This is a genomic window from Streptomyces sp. LE64, from assembly GCF_052606915.1.
On sequence record NZ_CP199708.1, the window covers coordinates 6,159,229 to 6,179,428 of the forward strand.

The 20,200-nt window shown below is 73.2% G+C and carries 14 protein-coding genes; 10 read left to right on the forward strand and 4 right to left on the reverse strand.

Going from position 1 to position 20,200, the window contains the following annotated elements; all coding sequences use genetic code 11:
• Positions 1–224: 224 nt before the first annotated feature.
• Positions 225–890 carry a GNAT family N-acetyltransferase gene (locus tag ACSMX9_RS27500; protein WP_445397970.1) on the forward strand — a complete coding sequence of 222 codons (666 nt, stop codon included), beginning with the start codon at positions 225–227 and terminating at the stop codon, positions 888–890.
• 240 nt (positions 891–1,130) lie between these two features.
• Here the strand turns inward: ACSMX9_RS27500 and ACSMX9_RS27505 are convergent, their stop codons facing one another.
• From ACSMX9_RS27505 to ACSMX9_RS27515, 3 genes are read right to left on the reverse strand one after another with little or no spacing between them, the layout of a single operon-like run.
• Positions 1,131–1,991, reverse strand: a complete 861-nt coding sequence (locus ACSMX9_RS27505; protein ID WP_445397972.1) for an ABC transporter ATP-binding protein — start codon at positions 1,989–1,991, stop codon at positions 1,131–1,133.
• A complete protein-coding gene (locus tag ACSMX9_RS27510) occupies positions 1,988–3,133 on the reverse strand; it encodes a FecCD family ABC transporter permease (RefSeq protein ID WP_445397974.1) in 1,146 nt (381 codons plus the stop codon). Before ACSMX9_RS27510 ends, ACSMX9_RS27505 begins: the two co-directional genes overlap by 4 nt.
• An 8-nt stretch (positions 3,134–3,141) precedes the next feature.
• Positions 3,142–4,221 (reverse strand): FecCD family ABC transporter permease, encoded by a 1,080-nt coding sequence (locus tag ACSMX9_RS27515; RefSeq protein WP_445397976.1) that lies wholly within the window; start codon positions 4,219–4,221, stop codon positions 3,142–3,144.
• A 1,188-nt stretch (positions 4,222–5,409) separates the two neighbouring features.
• Here ACSMX9_RS27515 and ACSMX9_RS27520 point away from each other — a divergent pair.
• From ACSMX9_RS27520 to ACSMX9_RS27555, 8 genes are all read left to right on the forward strand, one after another.
• Positions 5,410–6,834, forward strand: coding sequence for an acyltransferase domain-containing protein (locus ACSMX9_RS27520; protein ID WP_445397977.1), 1,425 nt, complete (start codon positions 5,410–5,412; stop codon positions 6,832–6,834).
• The gene (locus tag ACSMX9_RS27525) at positions 6,831–10,319 is read left to right on the forward strand and encodes an SDR family oxidoreductase (RefSeq protein WP_445397979.1); all 3,489 of its coding nucleotides are present in this window, start codon (positions 6,831–6,833) and stop codon (positions 10,317–10,319) included. Before ACSMX9_RS27520 ends, ACSMX9_RS27525 begins: the two co-directional genes overlap by 4 nt.
• Before the next feature lie 839 nt (positions 10,320–11,158).
• On the forward strand, positions 11,159–13,048 hold the full coding sequence (locus ACSMX9_RS27530) for a KR domain-containing protein (protein ID WP_445403113.1): 1,890 nt from the start codon (positions 11,159–11,161) through the stop codon (positions 13,046–13,048).
• 18 nt (positions 13,049–13,066) lie between these two features.
• The gene (locus ACSMX9_RS27535; protein WP_445397981.1) at positions 13,067–14,083 is read left to right on the forward strand and encodes a ketoacyl-ACP synthase III family protein; all 1,017 of its coding nucleotides are present in this window, start codon (positions 13,067–13,069) and stop codon (positions 14,081–14,083) included.
• On the forward strand, positions 14,080–15,570 hold the full coding sequence (locus ACSMX9_RS27540; protein ID WP_445397983.1) for a cytochrome P450: 1,491 nt from the start codon (positions 14,080–14,082) through the stop codon (positions 15,568–15,570). Before ACSMX9_RS27535 ends, ACSMX9_RS27540 begins: the two co-directional genes overlap by 4 nt.
• 4 nt (positions 15,571–15,574) lie before the next feature.
• On the forward strand, positions 15,575–16,684 hold the full coding sequence (locus ACSMX9_RS27545) for a Rieske 2Fe-2S domain-containing protein (RefSeq protein ID WP_445397985.1): 1,110 nt from the start codon (positions 15,575–15,577) through the stop codon (positions 16,682–16,684).
• A 127-nt stretch (positions 16,685–16,811) separates the two neighbouring features.
• Positions 16,812–17,387, forward strand: a complete 576-nt coding sequence (locus ACSMX9_RS27550; protein ID WP_445397987.1) for an asparagine synthase-related protein — start codon at positions 16,812–16,814, stop codon at positions 17,385–17,387.
• A gap of 157 nt (positions 17,388–17,544) precedes the next feature.
• The gene (locus ACSMX9_RS27555; RefSeq protein WP_445403114.1) at positions 17,545–18,174 is read left to right on the forward strand and encodes a histidine phosphatase family protein; all 630 of its coding nucleotides are present in this window, start codon (positions 17,545–17,547) and stop codon (positions 18,172–18,174) included.
• On the opposite strand, the gene ACSMX9_RS27560 is transcribed toward ACSMX9_RS27555, so the two are convergent.
• Positions 18,102–18,869 carry an SDR family oxidoreductase gene (locus tag ACSMX9_RS27560; protein WP_445397989.1) on the reverse strand — a complete coding sequence of 256 codons (768 nt, stop codon included), beginning with the start codon at positions 18,867–18,869 and terminating at the stop codon, positions 18,102–18,104. The genes ACSMX9_RS27555 and ACSMX9_RS27560 overlap by 73 nt on opposite strands.
• A 92-nt stretch (positions 18,870–18,961) precedes the next feature.
• Here ACSMX9_RS27560 and ACSMX9_RS27565 point away from each other — a divergent pair, with 92 nt between their 5' ends.
• Complete coding sequence (locus tag ACSMX9_RS27565; protein WP_445397991.1) at positions 18,962–19,774, forward strand: helix-turn-helix transcriptional regulator; 813 nt, start codon at positions 18,962–18,964, stop codon at positions 19,772–19,774.
• Positions 19,775–20,200: the final 426 nt, after the last annotated feature.

Below are 20,200 nucleotides of genomic sequence, written 5' to 3' on the forward strand. Positions count from 1 at the left end.
CTCACGGGAGCACGCTTGCCTCCGCCTCCTCCCGTACTGAAAAATCCCCGGCAGCCGCCTCACGACGTCCGGCCCGTCCTGAGCGGCCGGCCCGCGTGGTCCCGAGCCCCGCTCGCCCCACGTGCCGCAGGGCGGACAGAACGCAGCCGGCGGACCGGCAGCCGTAGATGTCCCGCGCAGGAGCCCCGCACCTCGGACACCCGCCCCCTCCATGGAGCACTCCCGTGAATGCCAGCACCCCTGTACTGCCCCGCTACGCCCCCGACGGACTGCCCGCCTCCTGGCTTGCCGTCCCACCGCCGCCCACCGGTTTCCACCGCGGGGAACTGCACTTCCGCGACGCCCGCACGGACAACGGCGACATCGAGATGATCTGCGAGTGGATGAACCGGCCGCACACCGCCAAGGGTTGGGAGTACGACTGGCCACTGGAGCGGTGGGACGCCCACATCAAGGCTCAGCTGCGCACCGGCTACTCACGACCCATCGTCGTCGAACAGCACGGGCGCCCCCTCGCCTACATGGAGTTCTACCGGATGGCCCAGGACATCGTCGGCCACCACTACCAGGCTCAGCCCCACGACCTCAGCGTCCACCTGGCCATCGCCGACACGGCCGACACCGGCCGGGGCCTGGGGTCCCGGATCATCGGCGAGATCACCGAGGAGTTCCTGGAGCGGGACCGCGCCTGTGACGCCGTGGTGTTCGAACCCGACGCGGCCAACTCCGCCTCCCGCAAGATGATCGAGAACAACGACGCCGCGCTGCTGGGCGAGGTGCAGGTGCGCCACCGTCACATCGCGTTGTACGCACGGGTCCGCGACGGGCGACCGCTGCCCCGGATGGGACGGCCCGCCTGGACGGCGTCAGCCGACACCGCCGCCGGCTGAAACGGCGCGGCACGGCACAGGAGTTCGCGTGAGGCCCACCCCGTCCCCCGGCGGGAGTGGGCCCTCGTGTCGGATCGGCACGCCTCCCGAACTCGCGACCGTACGGAAGCGTTCTCGCCCGTGCCCGGGGACCCGCACCCGACGGGGCCCCGGCGGCAGGGGGCGAGCGTGGCCGATTCCCGGCTCCAGCCCCGGTTGGCTCCGTCCGCCGTCCCGTTCCGCTCAGCCGTCCTGTTCCGCTCAGCGGCTGAGCGGGATGACCAGGGGGCAACCGGTCTCCTCGTCGTGCCTGACCCGGGCGCGCAGCCCGAAGACCTCCGCCAGCATCTCCTCGGTGAGCACGTCCCGTGGCGTGCCCTGCGTGACGATGCGCCCTTCCTTCATCGCCACCAGACGATCCGCGTAGCGGGCCGCCAACGTCAGATCGTGCAGCACCAGCACCACGGTGCGCCCGATGTCCCGGTGCAGCGCCCGCACCAGGTCCAGAACCTCCACCTGGTGTGCCAGGTCCAGGTGGTTGGTGGGTTCGTCCAGCAGCAGCAACTCGGTTTCCTGGGCGAGCACCATGGTGATCCAGACGCGTTGCCGCTGCCCGCCCGAGAGTTCGTCCAGGCTCCGCTCCGCCAACTCGTAGGTGCCGGTGGCCCGCATGGCCCGGGCCACGACCGCCTCGTCCTCGCTGGTCCAGCGCCGGTACCAGCTCTGGTGAGGATGCCGGCCCCGGGCCACCAGGTCGGCGACGCTGATTCCTTCGGGCGCCGCCGGGGACTGCGGCAACAGGCCGACCAGATGCGCGACCTGTCGGGTCGGCATCCGGTGGATCGGGGTGCCGTCCAGCAGCACCTCGCCGGCGCGTGGCTTCATCAGCCGCCCGAAGGCCCGGAGCAGAGTGGACTTGCCGCAGCCGTTGGGGCCGATGACCGCGGTGAACGAACCGTTCGGGATCTCCAGGTCGAGCCCCTCGATCACCGGGCGCTGCGCATAGCCCAAGGTGAGCCCCCGTGCTTGCAGCCGCACCGGAGCGGCATCCCCTCCGGCCGCCTTCCGTCCCCGTGGCGGGGACACCCCTGTCGCCTTGCCCGGCTTGATGGTCCCGGTCATGAGGTACGCGCCGCCTTTCCACTGCGGACGAGCAGGTAGAGCAGATAGGGCGCCCCGAGTGCGGCCGTCACCACGCCGACCGGCAGTTGCAGATCGCCGAAGGCGGTACGGCCCAGGACATCGGCCCACACGGTGACGGCTGCCCCCAACAGGCCCGAGGCGAGCAGCGGTGGCGTACCGGTGCGGGTCAGCCGCAGGGCGAGCTGTGGTGCGGCCAGTGCGACGAAGGCGACCGGCCCGGCCGCCGCGGTCGCGGTGGCGGTGAGGAGCACGGCGACGAGGAGCAGGGCCACCCGGGCCCCGGTCATGCGCACCCCGAGGCCCCGCGCGGTGTCCTCGTCGTAGACGAGGGCCCCGAAGGTGAAGGAGAGCATCAGGGCGACGGGCATCAGCGCGGCCAGCGCCACGGAGGTGGTTCGGACGACGGACCAGCTGGTGCCCTGGTCGAGGCTGCCGTTGAGCCAGACCAGCGCCCGACCGACGTCCACGATGTCGGCCTTGACCAGCAGCCAGGAAAGCACGCTGCCGAGCACGGCGTTCACCCCGACGCCGACCAGCAGCACCCGGTAGCCGGAGATTCCGCGCCGCACCGCGAGCAGGTAGATGCCCAGGGCGGCGGCCAGAGCGCCACCCACGGCAGCGGTGGGAACGCCGATGTCGGCCAGCGGGCCGCTGACGCTGCCGTAGGAACCGCCCAGGACGATCACGGTGACGGCGCCGACCCCGGCTCCGCTGGTGATCCCGAGGATGTCGGGGCTGGCCAGTGGGTTGCGCGCGATGCCTTGGACGATCGCTCCTGCCAGTCCGAGCGCGCCGCCCACCAGAACACCGAGCAGAGCGCGCGGCAGCCGTAGTTCGAAGATGACGAAGTCGTGGTCCGCAGTGCCCCCGCCCAGCAGCCGCAGGGCCACCTCCCAGGCGGAGAGGGAACTGCTGCCCCGGGCGGTGCTCACCACAACGGCCGAGAGGAGCGCTGCGGCGATCAGCAGCGGCACCAGGACCTGCCGGGGGCGCCAGCCGAGGGAGAGCGGGCCGGCGCGCAACGGCCGGCGGCCGAGAACGGCCGGCCGACGACGGGGCCGGGGACCGTCGTGCTCGGCGGCGGTGTCCGCGGGTGCTGAGGAACGCGGTCCGGGCGTCATGGGAAGGGTCATGGCTGCACGGGCTTTCGGCGGCTCACCAGGTAGATGAAGACGGGGGCGCCGATCAGCGCGAGCATGATGCCGACCTGTAGCTCCCCGGGGCGGGCGACCAGACGGCCGAGGGTGTCGGCGAGGACCACCAGGGAGGCGCCGAGAAGACCCGAGTAGACGAGGATCCAACGGTAGTCGGGTCCGGTGAAGTACCGCGCGATGTGCGTGGAGACCAGCCCGGCGAAGCCGATCGGCCCGCAGACGGCGACCGCAGTGCCGGTCAGCACGGTGATGGCCGTCATGCCGACCGCCCGAGTGAGTCCCACCCGCAGGCCCAAGGACCGGGCCACGTCCTCGCCCAGTGACAGGGCGTTCAGCCCGCCGGCGTTGGTGGCGGCCAGCGCCAGACCCACCAGGATGAACGGGAGCATCTGCACGACGAGTTCCACCGGGCGGCCGGAGACGGTGCCCACCGTCCAGAACCGGTAGACCTCCAGAGCCTGTCGGTCGATCAACACCATGCCCGCGGTGAGTGCCGTGAAGAGAGCGTGCGCGGCCGCACCCGCCAGCGCCAGAGTGACGGGAGTGGCGCCGCCCCGAGCGAGGCGCCCCACCGAGTGAACCAGCAGGCTGGCCGCGGCGGCACCGAGGAATCCGAACCACACGTAGCCGTGGAGGCCGGAGACGCCCAGCAGGAAGACGGCGGCAACCACACACATTCCGGCTCCCGCGCTGATGCCCAGAACCACCGGATCGGCGATGGGGTTCCGGGTGTGACCCTGCATCAGCGCGCCGGCCACCCCCAACGCTGCACCGGCCACGAGCCCGAGCCAGGTGCGCGGCAGGCGCAGGTCCCGGACGATGACGTCAGCCTCCAGGCCCTCCGGACTCCACAGCCCGTGCCAGACCTGGCCTGGGGTGAGCGGCTTGGTCCCCAGGGCGATGGAGAGCAGCACGGCCAGCGCGACCACTCCCAGCAGCACGAGAAGCCCGGCCCAGCGACGGAGGCTGCCGACACCTGTCAGCCGCTGCCGCGCCGGTCGAACCTCCAGGGGGGCCCGGCGCGCCGAGCGCGCTTCGATCACGATCTCCTCCACCACACACAATGATCAACTTAGGTGAGCCTACCCTTATGTCGCTTTGTTCGGAAGGGGTGACCCATCTGACGCCGGAGCAGGGTCCGTCCGACCGCCCCCACCTCCGGGAACGGATCGCGGCTCGAAGAGGCTCCGCTGTCCACGCCCCCACCGCTCGGCGCCGGCGCCCCGAGGCCGTACGCGCCGCGCGCCTGGAGGGCCACCCCGTCGCCGCCCCCGCCCGCGACCACGGCGTCCGGCGCGGCGCGCGTGAATGTCCCCGGCGCAGCGCAAGGAAATCACCACCCGAGAGCGCGGGGAGCGCGAACCCGTCGACTCGGGAAAGAAAGGCCCGGGTTCCGGGCGCCCCCGGAACTGTGGACCGCAGAGGAGTTGTCCGGAGCCGTCACGCCATGTCCGGCCGGACGGAAACGGCCACGGAACTGCTCGCCCCATTCGGCGAGGTGTCGTCGAGCGAGTGCGGAGAGCTGCGGGAGGATGTGGCGCGGCCTGCCCGGCAGGGTGTCCCGTCTCGTTCGCGACGGGCAGGACCGGACCTTCTCCGTGCGCTGGTCAGGTGCAGTTCCACGGCAGGTCCGTGCCGCAAGGCGGCCCCGGCGGCCTGTGCGTTCCGCCTCTGCGCGGTGCTGCGGGTCGCCCTGCGCCGACGGTGCCGTGACGGTTCCGCCGCCTTCTCGCCGGGACCCAGACGGGCCGTTATCGGCCACGATCAAGGGTTCGATTGACGTCGAGGCTCCGGCCGTGAAAACTGAATTTTGATCCGCCTAGTTTTCTTCGGAACTCATCGAACGCCTCCTGTTGAGGGCCGGTCGAATGACGCCGGACAGCAGGTCGGCGCCGGAATTCTGCCACCCCCTCGCGGATTTTCGCACAGAAATTCCATGGACCCCGTCCGAGTGAATCGGGCTCCCGACAGCGCAGCAAGAACTGACCGAATTCCTTCGACGTCGTGTCCGCGGTGGAGCGGGTTCCGACGGTCCGTCGAGCGCGGGCCCAGGGGCCGTGCCCACGGACCGCGTCGCCATCAACGGGTGAAGACGCACAGAGCGCGGGCGACCGCGCTGCGGCGGCACGGTGTGCCACCCCCACGTCCTACGCCCCCCGGTATGCCGAGCGACGTCGTCGACGGCCAAGACCGAGATGAGAGTGATGTACGTGGTCGATTCCGTCTTTGTCATCCCCGGTACGGTGGCTGCCCCTCGGGGGGGGGGCGTCCTCCGCGACCTCCACCACCGCTACGAGAGCGTACGGGAGGCACTCTCCCGCATCGACGAGGCGGCCCGGGAGTTGCAGTTGCCCGCGATCAGCCTTCGTCTGACCGGGCGGACCGAAGCGAGTGACCGGCGCGGTCCCGAAGTCCAGTACCTGGAGATCTTCGCCGTCACCCTGGCGACCCACCACATGCTGGTCGCCGAGGGAGTCGAGCCGGTCGCCATCGTCGGACAGAGCATCGGCGAACTGTGGGCCCTGGCCGCCGCCGAGCACGTGTCGGTGGAGGACGCGGCACGGCTGGCCGTCGCCAGGTCCCGGGCGCTGACCCTCCAGGGTTGGAGCGGGAAGATGCTCGCGATCGGCGTGGACGGGCGCCGCGCCGAGACGCTGGCCGGACTGGTCGACGACCCCCACCTCGTGCTGGCCTGCGAGAACGCGCCCCGGCAGAGCGTCGTCAGCGGGCCCGAGCCGCTGATCGCCCGCGTGGAGCGGGTGGCCGACGCGTTCGGTTGGTCCCATCTGCGGCTGGATGTCCCGCACCCCACCCACACGCCCGCGATGGCACAGGGGGCCCGGCTGCTCAGGGCCGACGCACCCCGCGTGCCCTACGGGGGCGGACGCTGGCGGGTACGCTCGCCCTGGCTGGGGCGAGACATCGGTGACGAGGACCCGGTGGACCTGGTGGCGGGCGCGCTCACGGCCCGGGTCCGGATGCTGCACACCATCCGCGAACTGCACGCGGCGGGCGCCGACGTCTTCGTGGAGTGCGGGGAGTGGCCCGTCGTCACCAAGTTCGTCGAGGCGTCCGTACCGGGCGTGCGGTGCCTGGTGCCACTGAGCGAGAGCGATCCCTGCGCGGCCGTACGGGCGTTGGCGGCGGACTCCACCGCCGAGGGACCCCACCCGCCGCGCGCGCCGGAGCAGAGGAAGTCCGTGCGCCCGCCCGCCCCTCCGCGCCCCGCTCCGGTCGCCCACGACACCGCCTCCTCACGCGCGGCGGAACCGAGGACCGTGACGATACCCGCGCCCGTGACCCTGGCGCCGTCGTCCCGCAGGGCCCCGGGGCCCGTCACCACGTTCGGCCCGGCCACCGCCGCACCCCCGTCCCCCGCCCCGGCGGCGTCCGGGGCCGCCGGACTCGACCATGAAACGGTGCTGGCCGAACTGCGCTCCATCTACGGGGACTTCCTGGGCTACCCGCCGGACCTGCTCGGCGAGGACGACGGGCTGGAGTCCGAGCTCGGCGTGGAATCGCTCAAGCAGGTCGTCCTGCTCAAGCGGGTCTCCGAGCGGTACGAGCTGCCGGACCTGATCAAGAACACCTCTCTGCTCACCTCCGGCACCCTGGGCAGGATCGCGCGGGCGGTCACGGATTCCTGGGCGGAGGCCGCCGGGCGATGACCACCCTCGTGAGTCCCTCCGTCTCCCCGGGCGCCCTACGGGGCCGGATCGCGCTCGTGACCGGTGCGGCGAGAAGCCTGGGAGCGGACATCGTGCGTCAGTTGGCGCACGGCGGCGCCCATGTCGTCGTCAACTACTTCCACTCGGCCGAACGAGCGGCGCAGCTCCGCGCCGAGCTGGAACAGGCCGGTCTCAGCTGCGAGTTCATCCGATCCTCGGTGGCCAAGACCGACGAGATCAACCGGATGTTCGACCTCGTCGAGGAGCGGCACGGCGCCCTGGACATCCTGGTGAACAACGCTGCGGGCGGTGCATTCCTGCCGCTGTTCGACGTCGACGACGTCTACTGGCAGCGGGCCTGGTCCACCAACGTGATGGCGGCCTACCACTGCTCCCGGCGGGCCGCCGTGCTCATGGCCGGGCGCCCGGGTGCGAGCATCCTCTGCCTGTCCGCCGTGGGGGCGCACCAGCCGATCCCGGGGTACGGCCCGGGTGGCGTGACGAAGGCGGCCTTGGAGTCCCTGGTCCGCTACCTGGCGCTCGAACTGGCTGGATCGGGCATCCGCGTCAACACGGTGCTGCTCGGCACCGTGGTCAGCGAGATCTTCGACAACCTCGACGACCCCCGGACACTGCTCGGAGGGCTGCCCGAGGCACACGAGATGATGCGCCGTCGGCTCTCGACCCCGGAGGCGGCCCGGTTGATCGTCCACATGCTGCACGAGGACGCGGGCTTCATCACGGGCCAGACGATCGTCGCGGACGGCGGCATCAGCATCGCGGGGATGCAGGGAACCCAGCTCCGGAGCAGGTTCGCGGACCAGGTTTCCGCTACGGAACCCGCCCGGGCCGGAGCCAGTGCCCTCGTGGAGACCCACGCGGAGCGCGCCGGCGCGCCCGTCGAGCCCCCCGTCGACCTCCTTCCCGGATCCGGCCTCGGCCCCCCGGCAGCGCCCGTGGCCGCGCCCCCGACGGAGGCCGGCCCGGAGCCCCTCCCGGAATCCCCCGTCGGGACCGCGCCGTCAGACGAGGCCCCGGTGCCCACCGGTGCGGTCCCGGCGGGCGGGTCCGCACCGGACCCGGCGCCCGCCCGGGCCGCCGCGCACGGCACCTCGACCGCAGACGACCCCGACCCCGGCGCCGTCGCCGTCGTCGGTCTCGGCGTCGTCCTGCCCGGCGCCAACGACACGGACGAGTTCTGGGAGCGGCTACGGGAGGGCGTTTCCCTCTTCAGCGAGCCGTCCGCCTTCGACCTCGACCACTTCTGGGCCCCCACCCGGGAGATGACGGACGCCTTCTACGTGCGGGAGGCGGGGTACGTACACACCTTCGTACCGGATCCCGCATCCACCGCCGAACCCGACGGGAACGCGGACCATCCGGGGCGACCCCGGACGACCCGGTGGCTGCGGCACTGCGCGGTCCACGCACTGAAGGGGGTGCGGCTGCACCCCGCGGACCGGTGGTTCACTGCGACCACGGGCATCCACGACCAGACGGGGCTCGGACCCCAGGGGGTCGTCCTCGGCGACGAATACCGGCGCATGGTGCGCGGGGCCATCCCCGAGGGGAAGGACAGCGAGTGGCTGGCAGAGCTGGCCGACCACGCGATCAGCGCCTACTACGGCGGCGACGGCGGCGACCCGAAGGACTATCTGCCCGCGTCCGTGGTCCGTGACGCGCTCCGCGGCCTCGCCCCGGACGACACCCAGCACCTCACCCTCGACGCAGCCTGCGCCAGCGGCCTGTTCGCCGTGGACGCGGCCGTCAAGGCGCTGCGCGAGGGCTCCTGCGACGTGGCGCTCGCGGGGGGCACCTCGATCATCGAACCGATCGGGTTCACCCTCTTCTGCCGGGCACAGGGCATCTCGATGAGCGGCCGGGTCCGTCCCTTCGACCGGTCGGCCGACGGCACGCTGATCGGCGAGGGCGCCGTCCTGCTCGTCCTCAAGTCCTACGCGCGGGCCGTGGCCGACGGCGACCGGATCCTCGGCGTGGTCCGGGGCAGCGGCCTCGCCGCCGACGGCCGGGGCAAGGGCATCCACGCGCCCGCCACCCGCGGGCAGGAGCAGGCGATCGCCCGTGCCTGGGCCGACGCGGGCGTGACGGCCGACGACGTCGACTGGGTGGTGGCCCACGGCACCGGGACGCCGGTGGGTGACGAGACCGAGCTGCGGTCGCTGCTCGCCGGGCTGCCCGAGCACCGCGCACGGGCCTGTCTGCTCACCTCCAACAAACAGGTCTTCGGCCACACCGGGGTGCTGGCCGGTCTGGTGTCCCTCGCTCACGCGTTGGTGGCCCTGGAGCGGGGAACGGTCCCCGGGCAGCCCGCGGTCACCGACCCGCACCCGCTCCTGGGCGACGGGACGCGCCTGACGGTGCCGGTGGACGACGTGCCCTGGCCCGCGTCGGACGAACGGCCCCGGGTGGTCGGGGTGTCCTCGTTCGGACTCGGCGGTGCGGACGCCCACGTGGTCCTCTCGGACCGAGCGGCCCCAGCCGCCCCCGCCGGGCGGCGCGCCCCCGGTCCCGACGCGGCGGCGGAGGAGCTGGTCGTCGTGGGCTGGAGTACCCACCTCCCGGGTCTGGACACCGCCTCGGTGCCCGCCTGGCTGGACGGTGGGGGCCCGCGCCCCGAGGCGTGGTTCGGCTCCCCGTACCCCCTGCCGTCTCCCCGTGAGGTCCGCATCCCCCCGCTGACGATGCGGCACATGGACGCGGCGCACCTGATGATGCTGGAGGCCCTGCGTCCGCTGCTCGACGGGCTGGGAGAGGCGGGCACCGGCCTGCGGCCCGCCACGGCGGTGATCGTGGGCTCGGCGCTGCCGACCACCCACAACACCCGGGCCGCCCTGCGGGTGCACGCCCGTGAGTGCGCCGACGCGCTGGACATCCTGCCCGACCCCGAGGTGGTCGCAACGCTCAGGGAGTACCTGGCGAAGGGCATGGCGGAGGCCGAGGGGGTCATCCCGGGCGACCTGAACGAGGACGACTTCACCGGGGCGGTCTCCTGCATCCTGTCCGGGCGGCCGCGAACTACTACGACCTGCGGGCCTTCGGCACCAGCGTCTACTCCCACCGGGACTCCGCGCACACCGCCGTCGACCTGGCCCTGCGCCAACTCCGGCACCAGGCATGCGACCTGGCCCTCGTCGGCGCGGTCTGTCTGCGCCCGATCAGCGGCTGGGACCGGCATCTCTCCGGTCTGGTGCCGGAGGGCAGGACCGTGGCGGAGGGCGCGGCCGTCGTGGCGGTCGCCCGGCGTTCCACCGCCCGGGAGCACGGCCTGCCGATCCTCGGAACGCTCTCGGCCCCGGTCGACGGAGCCGGGTCGACGGACCCGGTCATGCCCGCGCACACCCTGCCCGTGCTGGCGGACGCAGGTCACACCTACCTGTCGCTCGACGCCCTGCTCGCGGTGGTCCGGGGCGTCGTCACCGCAACGGCCGCGACGGTGGCTCCCGCTGCGGCCGGCTCCCCGCTGATCCGGTTCACGCCGCCGGGCGCGCCGGAACCGGCGAACGGTACGCCGGACAGCCGGGCCACCGCGACCGTGCCCGTCTCCGCCGCGCCGAGGGAGGCCCTCGGCACGGCTCCCGGTGAACCGGTAGATGATGCGTTCCGCCTGGAACGAGCCGCTTCCGAGGAGGAGTTCACCGGTCGACGGCAGACCCTCGCGCTCGTCCCGACGGTCCCTCCCCCCGTTTCGGGAGACGGACCGGCCATCCCGTCCGGCACGGTGGTCCTTACCGACCTGCCGGAGCTCGCGGTGCTCTCCACCGGCCCCGACACCGCCGTCTGGTCGCCCGGACCCGGTGTCGCAGGCACCTGCCATGTCCCGCCCGAGGAGGCGGCCGAGGCCCTGGCCGGGCTGCCGTTCATCCCGCGCCACGTCAGGATCCTCACCCGGCTCCCCGACCACGACGGCACCGACGATCCGCCCGGGGCAGCCCGCCTCGAAGACCTCCAAGACCTCGCCTTCACCACCCTCCAGGCGGCGCTACCGGCCCTGCGCTCCGGTGGTTCGCTCAGCGCACTGCTCCTGGGCGCGGGTCCGGACGCGTTGCCCCCGCCGCTGAGCGGTCTGTTCACCGGACTGATCCGCTCCGTCCGGGCCGAAGTGCCGCAGTGCGAGGGGATCGCCCTGCTCAGTGACGCGACGGACCCCGCCACCGCGCTGGAGTTGCTGGCGCGGGCGGCGGCGGTCCGGGTGCCGACGCACACCGTCGCCTGCCGAGGGGACTCCTGGTCCGTCCTCGCGGCCGCGGACGATCCGGCGCCACCAGTCCCGGCGAGCGCGGCCGCGCTGCCGCCCGGCGGGGTCGTGGTCGCCTTCGGCGGCGCCCGGGGCATCACCCCGGAACTCGTTCACGCGGTCGCCCGCGCCACCGAACGCCCGCACGTGTACGTCATCGGCCGCACACCGCCGTCGGAGTCCGGAGAGCCCCTGCCGTCCCAGGCCGAGTTCATCCTCGCCGGGCGGCGCGAACACCCCGGCGTGCCGGTGCGAGAACTGCGCGACCGCTACGAGCGGGTCCTGGCCCGGCTGGAGGTGCGCCGGACGGTGGACCGGCTCGTGGAGGCGTGCGGTCCCGGCCGGGTGCACCACCGGATCTGCGACGTCCTCGACGCCGACCGGACCGCCGCCGTGCTGCGGGAGGTCCTGGACCGGCACGGACGGATCGACCTGCTCGTGAACTCCGTCCTCGACCTGCGGTCACGCGCACTGCACGCCAAGACGCTGACCGACTTCCGGGCGGTCCGCGCCACCAAGGCGACCGGGTACCGCACCCTCAAGCGGGCCCTCGTCGGGCACGCGCCCCGGATCTGGTGCAACTTCAGCACCCTCGCGACGGTCGCGCCCGCGCCCGGCGACATCGACTACTGCGCCGTCAACGAGTACCTCGCGTACGCGAGCGCCCGCGCCCACCGGGACGCCCCCGACGGCCACCAGGAGACCGCGATCCTGTGGAGCGGCTGGCGGGAGGTCGGGGTCGCCAGCACCACCACCATGCGGGAGACCCTCAAGCGCAACCGGATGGACGCATACATCAGCACCGCACAGGGACGCGCGCAGTTCCTCTCGGTCCTGGCGCACGCTCCAGCCGGCGGGGTGACCTTCTTCGCACGAGACGAGGAGCGCGCCCTGCTGGGCGGCCGCGGGATCGAGCTTCCCGGCCCCGGTGCGGGCGGTCGCCGCCCCGGCCCGGGCCCCGGCGCCGTCCTCGCGCCGCCGCCCGCCCCGGACGCGCCGCCGCCCGCCCCACCGGGCCCGGCGCTGGCCTCGCCGCTGCTCGACGGCGTCCTCCACCGGGGGCGCGACTGGGCCGTCTTCACCAAGACCTGGGACCCGCGGACCCACGCCGAGGGCGACGGACGGTGGATGCGCCACCACCGGGTCAACGGCGAGCACACGCTGCCCGGCACCTTCGTCCTGGAGGCGGCTGCGGCCGCTGCCGCCGTCCTGCGCCCCGGGCTCGTCGTCACCGGCTTCCGAAACCTCGACTGCCGCTCCTCGGTCACCGTCAGGGCCTCGGGGCCACCGCGCACCGTCACGGTCGAGGCCCGGGTGGTGGATCAGGGGCGCGACCGAGCCCGCGTCGCCGTACGGATGACGGCACACCGCGTCGGTCAGAACGGGAAGGTGCTGCGGTTCAACGACCCGCTGTGCGGAACGACGGTCCTCCTCGCAGAGCGCTTCCCCGAGCTCCCCACGCCGCCGGACGTCTCCGCCCACCGGCCGCAACCCTGGTTCGCGGTGCCCGTCTACGCCCCCGACGCGCCGATCTCACTGACCGGTCCGTTCGCCGGAACCCACGACCACGCCCGGGGGCCGGACGGCAACAGCGCCCGGTTCGCCTTGGACCACGAGACCTGGGCACCGGTCCTGGCCGGGACGACCGTCCCGGCGATCCTGCTGGACGCCATGGTGCACCTGCTGCTGCTCCCGCCCCCCGGCGGCAGCCCGCCCGTGTTCGGCCCCATGGCCGGACTCGACGCCGTCGACCTCGGCGGTCCGGGCAACGACTGCGAGATCGGAGCGGAACACCCCGGTGTCCGGCTGTACGGCGGCTACGCCGACGGCGTCCTGACCGCCACCTCCGACGACGGGCGGGTACTGGCCCGGATCAGCGGGGTCAGTGCGCACGCCCCGGACCACAGCGGCACCCTGCTGCGACCCAGGTCCGGCGCACCCCAGCCGTCCCTCTCCTAACGGCCCGAGGAGGCAACAGTGTTGTGGCGGGACATCTTCATCGCCGGGACCGGCTCCTGGATCCCCCCGATCAGACCCGACCGGGATCCCTGGAGCGGACCGGTTCCCGGACGGCCTTCGGCGGCGGCGCTCAACGGCTTCACGTCGTCCGCCGTCGCGAAGGACACCACGGCCACCCAGATGGCGACCAGGGCCGGGCTGCGCGCGGTGCGGCACGCGGGCGTCACCCGCGAGGACCTGAGCCTGCTGGTACACGCCAACTTCCAGGACGAGGAACACTTCACGCCCGGGACCTATCTGCTCCGCGTGCTGGGCGGACGGGACACCGCCGGTCTCGAACTCGGAGCCGCGAGCGACGGCGGCACGGCCGCGCTGGTCACGGCGGCCGACCACCTCACCGCCCGCCCCGCTGCGCGGGCCGTCCTGGTCACCGCCGGCGCCCGGTTCCCCGAGGCACGGTGGGGGCACGTCCGGGACGACGGCTACGTGGCCGGTGACGCCGGGGCCGCCGCCGTCCTCACGCGGGGCCCCGGTCTGGCCCGGCTGGTGGCCACCTCGCAGGTCACCGAGCCGGAGCTGGAGGTGCTGACCCGGGCCTCCCCGCACACTGGCAGGCGCTTCCGCCTGGAGGAGACCGGGCTGGTGCCCCACGTCGACACCCTGCGCCGGGGCACCCGGCGCGGCATCGAGAACGTCCTGGACGAGGCAGGGGCGCGACCGGAGGACATCACCCGGGTGGTGCCCATCGCGATCGGGGCGGTCGTGCTCGACCTCGTGCTCTCCGACACCCCGCTGGGCATCCGCGCCGACGACACCAGTTGGACCTTCGGACGCCACCTCGGCCACGCCGGTCCGTCCGACGCCCTGCTCGCCCTCGACCGGCTGTTCCGCTCCGGCCCCCTGCGGGCCGGGGATCGCGTCCTCGTCGTGAGCTTCGGCTTCGGCTTCCGCTGGACCACGGCGCTGCTGGAGGTCACCCGCGACGCGGGGCCCCCGGCAGCGGCCCGTACCACCCCTCGGGAAGGGCATTCATGACCGATACGACCACCGTGACGGCGGCGGAGGTGCCGCTCGCCCCCGGCGCCCTGCCGCTGCTGGGCCACGCGCTGCCCCTGCTGCGCGATCCGCTCGCCTTCATCTCGTCGCTGTCCGGGTACCGCAGGATGGTCCGGGTCCGGCTCGGCCCCAGCACGGCCGTGATGGTCTGCGATCCCGCCCTGACCCGGCAGGTGTTCCTCAACGACCGGGTCTTCGACAAGGGCGGCCCGATCTACGACCGGATCAGCGAGGTCATCGGCGACGGCTTGTCGACCTGCTCCTACACCCTGCACCGGCGGCAACGGCGGCTGTGTCAGCCGTCGTTCCACCCCGGTCGCATCACCGGGTACGCGGCGGTGTTCGCCCGCGCCGCCGAGGCACGGGCGGCTTCCTGGGAGGACGGAGACGCCCTCGACATCACCCAGGAGATGATGACGCTGACGACCCGGGCCACCATGGAGACGATGTTCAGCGGCGCGCTGTCGGCCGAGACCATGAGGCGCTCGCTGGCCGACACCGCCGTCATCGTCTCAGCCTTCTTCCGGCGCATGATGGTGCCCGGCCCGCTGCGCGAGCTGCCCACCCCGAAGAAGCGCCAGTACGACGACGCCCGGGAGCGGCTCTCAGCCACCATCGCGGAGATCGTCGCGGAGCGACGGGCCGATCCGGCGGATCGGGGAGACCTGCTGTCCACCCTGATCGCGGCGGTGGACGAGGAGAGCGAGGAAGGCAAGCGGCAGCTTGACGACTCCGAACTGGCCGACGAGGCCCTGACGTTCTTTCTCGGCGGGATGGAAACCACCGCCATCACCCTGGCCTGGGCGTTCCATCTGCTGGCGGTCAACCCGGAGGTGCAGCGCCGCCTCCAGGACGAGACCGACCGGGTCCTCGGCGGCGGGCGGCTCGATCCGACGCTGGTTCCCTCGTCCGGCCTCGCCTCCCGGGTGGTGACGGAGACCCTCCGACTGTATCCGCCCGCCTGGATGATGACCCGCACGCTCCGGGAGGACGCCGTCCTCGGCGGCGTGCTGCTCAAGGAGGGCAGCACCCTCGTCCTCAGCCCCTACCTGCTGCACCATCGGTCGGACCTCTATCCGGATCCCGAACTGTTCGACCCGGACCGTTGGCTCGACGGCCAGCCGGACCGGGCCGCCTACATCCCGTTCGGTGCGGGCCCCCGCAAGTGCATCGGCGACCAGTTCGCGCTCACCGAGGCGGTGATCGCCCTGACCGCGGTCGTCGCACGCTGGGAGCTGCTGCCCGCGGGCGAACAGCCCTTCCGGCCCAAGGTGGAGACCAGTCTGAGCTCGCGAGGGATGATCCTGAGGCTGCGCGAGCGGCGGCCGTCCGGTGGGCCCGGCTGCGCGGCGGACGACCGTTCGGCACGGCCCCCTTCCGGGTCCGCCCCGCCGGACGCGCCGGAGGACGGCCCCTCGCCGGGCCTGCCGGACGACGTGGGCTGCCCCGTGAAGCACCAGGAGTGACGCCATGAAGCCGCATCTGAAGCCCCTCGTGAAACAGCTCCTCGTCGAGCGCGGGGTCCGGCGACCCGGAGCCGCCCCGGCGGACTCCCTCGGCGGTCCCGTCCGGCCCCGCCCGAACGGATGGTTCTGCCTGGCCTTCTCCGACGAACTGCGGCCGGGGGCGCTCACCACCCGACGGCTCGCCGGGGCGGAGGTCGTCCTGTACCGGACGGGGCGGGGACTGCTGCGCGCCGTGCGCCCGCACTGCCCCCACCTGGGGGCGCACCTCGGGGTCGGCGGCTCTGTCGAGGGCGAAGACCTCGTCTGCCCGTTCCACCGGTTCGCCTTCGACCCGTCGGGGACGTGCGTCCGCACGGGGTACGGTCTGACACCGCCGAAGGCATCGCTGACCTCGTACCCGGTGTGCGAGGCCAACGGCGGGGTCTACGTGTGGTGGCACGCCCTCGGGTTGCCTCCGCAGTGGGAGGTCCCGGTGCTTCCCATGGACGTTCGGCAGCCGTTCAGCCACGACACCTTCGACATCGCGGGGCATCCCCAGGACGTCATCGAGAACGCCTTCGACTGGGGGCACCTGCCCGCGCTGCACGGCCTGCGGGACCTCGACATCGAGGGCACGCCCGAGCCGGGGAAGCCGGTCAGCACGGTCACCGCGACCGCGCGCGGCACCGCCATGCGGGGCTTCCGCCCGTCGTACACCCTCACCGTGATCGGACTCGGCACCATCGCCGCGCGGACGCAACTGCCCCGGGAGCTCGGCACCCTGTACGTCCTGCTGCACGCGACGCCGACCTCCCCGGGTCGGATAGAGCTGCGGTTCGGCACGAAGCTGGAGCTGAACGGCGTTCCCGGGCTGCCAGCACGGCTGGGCCGCGCGGTGGCGACCCCGCTCGCCCGGCTGGCGAGCACCGTCATGCAGCGGGTGGCGAGCGTCGACACCGGCGCCGACCTGCTGATGTGGCACCACCAGCAGCACGTCGAGGCTCCGAAGCTCGCCAAGGGCGACGGTCCGATCGGCCGCTACCGGCAGTGGGCACAGCAGTTCTACTCGGAAGCCGCGGACGGTAAGGCCCCGACACGCCCGCCCCGGAACCGGGTGAGCCGTGCGGGCGAGTGACCGCACGGTGACGACGCCCGGGAGGGGGAGCGGCCGACAGCGGACGGTGCAGGGCGCGGCGGGCGCCGCCTGACGGTCGTCGGCGCGGGGGGATGGGTGCGGGCATCACCCCCGCACTCTCCGCTTCATGAACCAGTCCTGTCCGACCGCGCGCGGTCGAGGTCATCCGGGGCACGGGTACGGGCGGGGCCAGCCCCGGACCAGGTGCTGGAGACCAGCCGGCCCGCGGCAGCGGCCGCGACAGTGCCCTCGCACTGCTCTGCCGGCCCGCCCCTCCCGCCTGGAGCAGTTGCTCACCTTCGACCGGCTGCACAAACTGCCCGGCCTCAACCTGCGCAAGCTCGACCACCTCTCCATGGCCCACGGCATCGAGGGCCATGTCCCCTACTGCCAGCCGGCCGTCACCGAGTTCGCCCGGCGCACCCCCGACCCGCTGAAGGCCGCCGCTGGGCGGCGCAAGCGGATCCTCTGGGACGCGGGCCGTCCGCTCGTTCCGGAATCGGTCCGGACCAGGCAGAAGCAGCCGTTCACCTTCCCCGTCGACAGCTTCCTGGCGCCGGGCACCGGGCTCTGGCGGTTCGCGACCGACGTCCTGGCCAGGCCCCGGCTGTGCGCCGACGGATTCCTGAGCGGCGCCGCGGTGCGCGAGGTGCTGGACCGACACGCCGCGCGCCGTGACAGGCGCGCCTGGTGTGGGGCCTGATGGTGCTGGATATCGCCCTTTCCTGACGGACCGTCCGCACGGGTCGGGCGTACCCGGTACCGTCCGGCGGAACCCTGCAATAGCGAAGCGCGAGGCCGCGGTGCGCAGTATTCACGTCGTCACCCACCCGGAGGCCAGTCGCCAGGTCGAGGGCGTGGTGGGGGGCTGGCACGACTCGGTCCTCACCCCCGACGGCCTGCGTGACGCGGCCGCGATCGCCCGAGCCCCGAGAGCCGAGATCCCCGGGGAGGCCGAAGTCGATCTGGTCTCGTCCGATCTCTTGCGGACGCGGCGCACGGCGCAGGAGATCGGCACTCTGTTCGGCGGAGGCCCGTCCCGCGCGGGCGGGTCCGCTCAGACAGCGAGGTGGCGGGTGTCTCCCGCTGAGCCCCCTGACCACCTACCAGGACCCGGACTGGGCGCACCGGCTGCGGGCCAACCCGAATCTCCCGGCGTACCTGAAGGCGCTGCCGGACGCCTACCGGACGGGGTGAGCCCGCGGTCCGGGCGGCCCCGGACCCGGTGGGACGGGCGGAGGCTCAGGGCACCGGGCGATGCCCCGTCCCGCCCGGCGGCTCCGTCCAGATCGCCAAAGGCCGACTGGCCGGCGGCGGTCCCGAGGCCGTGGGGGATCAAGGCTCCGGAAGCAGGGGGTGCCGCGAGCCTGCGGACGGGAGGCGGCGCACGGGCCGCACGCCCGTCTGCTCGCTGCCGTCACTGCGCGCTCGCGGCGGGTCGGACGACGATCTCGTTGACGTCCACCTGCGGGGGGCGGGAGACGGCGTAGGCGATGGCGTCCGCGACCGCGGAGGCGGGCAGGGCCACGGCGCGGTAGGTCCGCATGAGCTCGCGGGCGGCGGGGTCCGAGATGTGGTCGGCGAGTTCGGACTCGGTGACGCCCGGCGAGACCAGGGTGACCCGGACGTCACCGGCGGACTCCTGCCGCAGGCCCTCGCAGACGGCGCGGACCGCGAACTTGGTGGCGCAGTAGACGGAGGCGGTCGGTGAGACCTCGTAGGCGCCGACGGAGGCGACGTTCACGATGTGCCCGCCGCCCTGCGCCCGCATCACGGGCAACGAGGCGGCGATGCCGTGCAGGACACCCCTCAGATTCACGTCGATCATGCGGTCCCACTCCTCCGTCCTGAGCGCTTCCAGCGGTGACAGCAGCATCACTCCGGCGTTGTTGACCGTCACGTCCAACCGGCCGTACCGTTCGCCGGCCGCCGCCACGAAGTCCCGGACGTCCACGGCATCGGTGACGTCCAGGCGCCGGGCCGCCGCCGTACCGCCCGCAGCGGTGATGTCCGCCACCAGCCGGTCCAGCCGGTCGGTGCGCCGTGCTCCCAGCAGCAGACGGTGCCCGTCGGCGGCGAGCCGCCGGGCGCTCGCCTCGCCGATCCCGCTGCTGGCACCGGTGATCGCGATGACCTTCGTCGTCGTGTCCGTCACGGCCTCGCCTTCCTGTCGGAGGACACCCATCCTGGGTTCGGGGCGTCGGGCGGCCCAGGCCGTGTGCTGCCCGGGTGCACCGCACCCAGGCAACGCACCGGCCCCGGGTCTAGCCTGGGTGCATGGCCGACAACCACCTGGGGGAGTTCCTGCGAGCGCGGCGGGCCGCCGTACGGCCCGAGGACGTCGCGATGGCGAGCCACGGCGTGCGAAGGGTGGCCGGACTGCGCCGCGAGGAGGTCGCGGTACTGGCGGGGGTCAACGCGGACTACTACGCACGCCTGGAGCAGGGACGCGAACGCCGCCCGTCCGCCCAGGTGGTGGACGCGCTCGGCCGCGCGCTGCGGTTGGACGCCGACGCCCGCGAGCACCTGCACCGGCTGGCCGGGACCACGGCCTCCCGGCAGCAGCCGGCTGCCACCGGTTCCCGGGTCGACCCCGCGCTCCGCGCCCTGTTGGCCGGCTACCCCGGCACCCCGGCGTTCGTCATCGACCCGAGCTTGGACGTCTTGGCCGCCAACACCTCGGCCCGGGCCCTGTACAGCCCCTTCGCACCGATGGACAACCTGGCCCGCATGGTTCTCCTCGCACCGGCCGGTCGGCGGTTCCACTCCCGCTGGGAGCGCACGGCCGAGACGGTGGTGGGCCATCTGCGACAGGCGTACGGCATCGATCCGGACAACCCGAGACTGCGCGGTCTCATCGCCGAACTCGACGCTCTCAGCGCCGACTTCGCGCGCATCTGGCGCACGCACACGGTGCGCGGAAAGTCCCGGGCAAAGAAGCACTTCCACCACCCGGACGTCGGCGCCCTCACCCTCACCCACCACGTGTTCGACGTCCGCGACGCCCCAGGCCAGCAACTGGTCGTCTACCACGCCGAACCCGGCAGCCCCAGTGCCGAGGCCCTCGGAAGGCTCGGCACCGGGGCGTGACGCCGCTGCGGTCGCGCCGGGCATCTGGTCGCTCCCGGCCGGCGCGCCCGCACCGGTCCAGGCTCGGGCACACGGCAACGGGGCACGCCGCGCGTTCACTCGTCCAGGTGATTGGGCCGAGTGCGGCGATCCCCCTAGAGTGGCTGCATCGGGACGCTTCCCCGCGGAACCCGTGCACGGGGGATCCGCTTCCGGCGCAGGCGCATTCGCCGTCTCGATACGACAGGACCGGCTCACCGACGCATCCGGCGCCCCACCATGCGGTCGCCGATGAGGACGGCTGCCCCGCGGCGGTCAGCAGGGCGTCCCCACGAGGAATTCGGGGACTCCGCACCGCGCGAACGACGGTGCCGCCCCTCCGTGGAATCCGACGCCCGCCCCTCGGCACCAGAACTGCGCCCGACGGATGGCGGAATCACCCCGGAG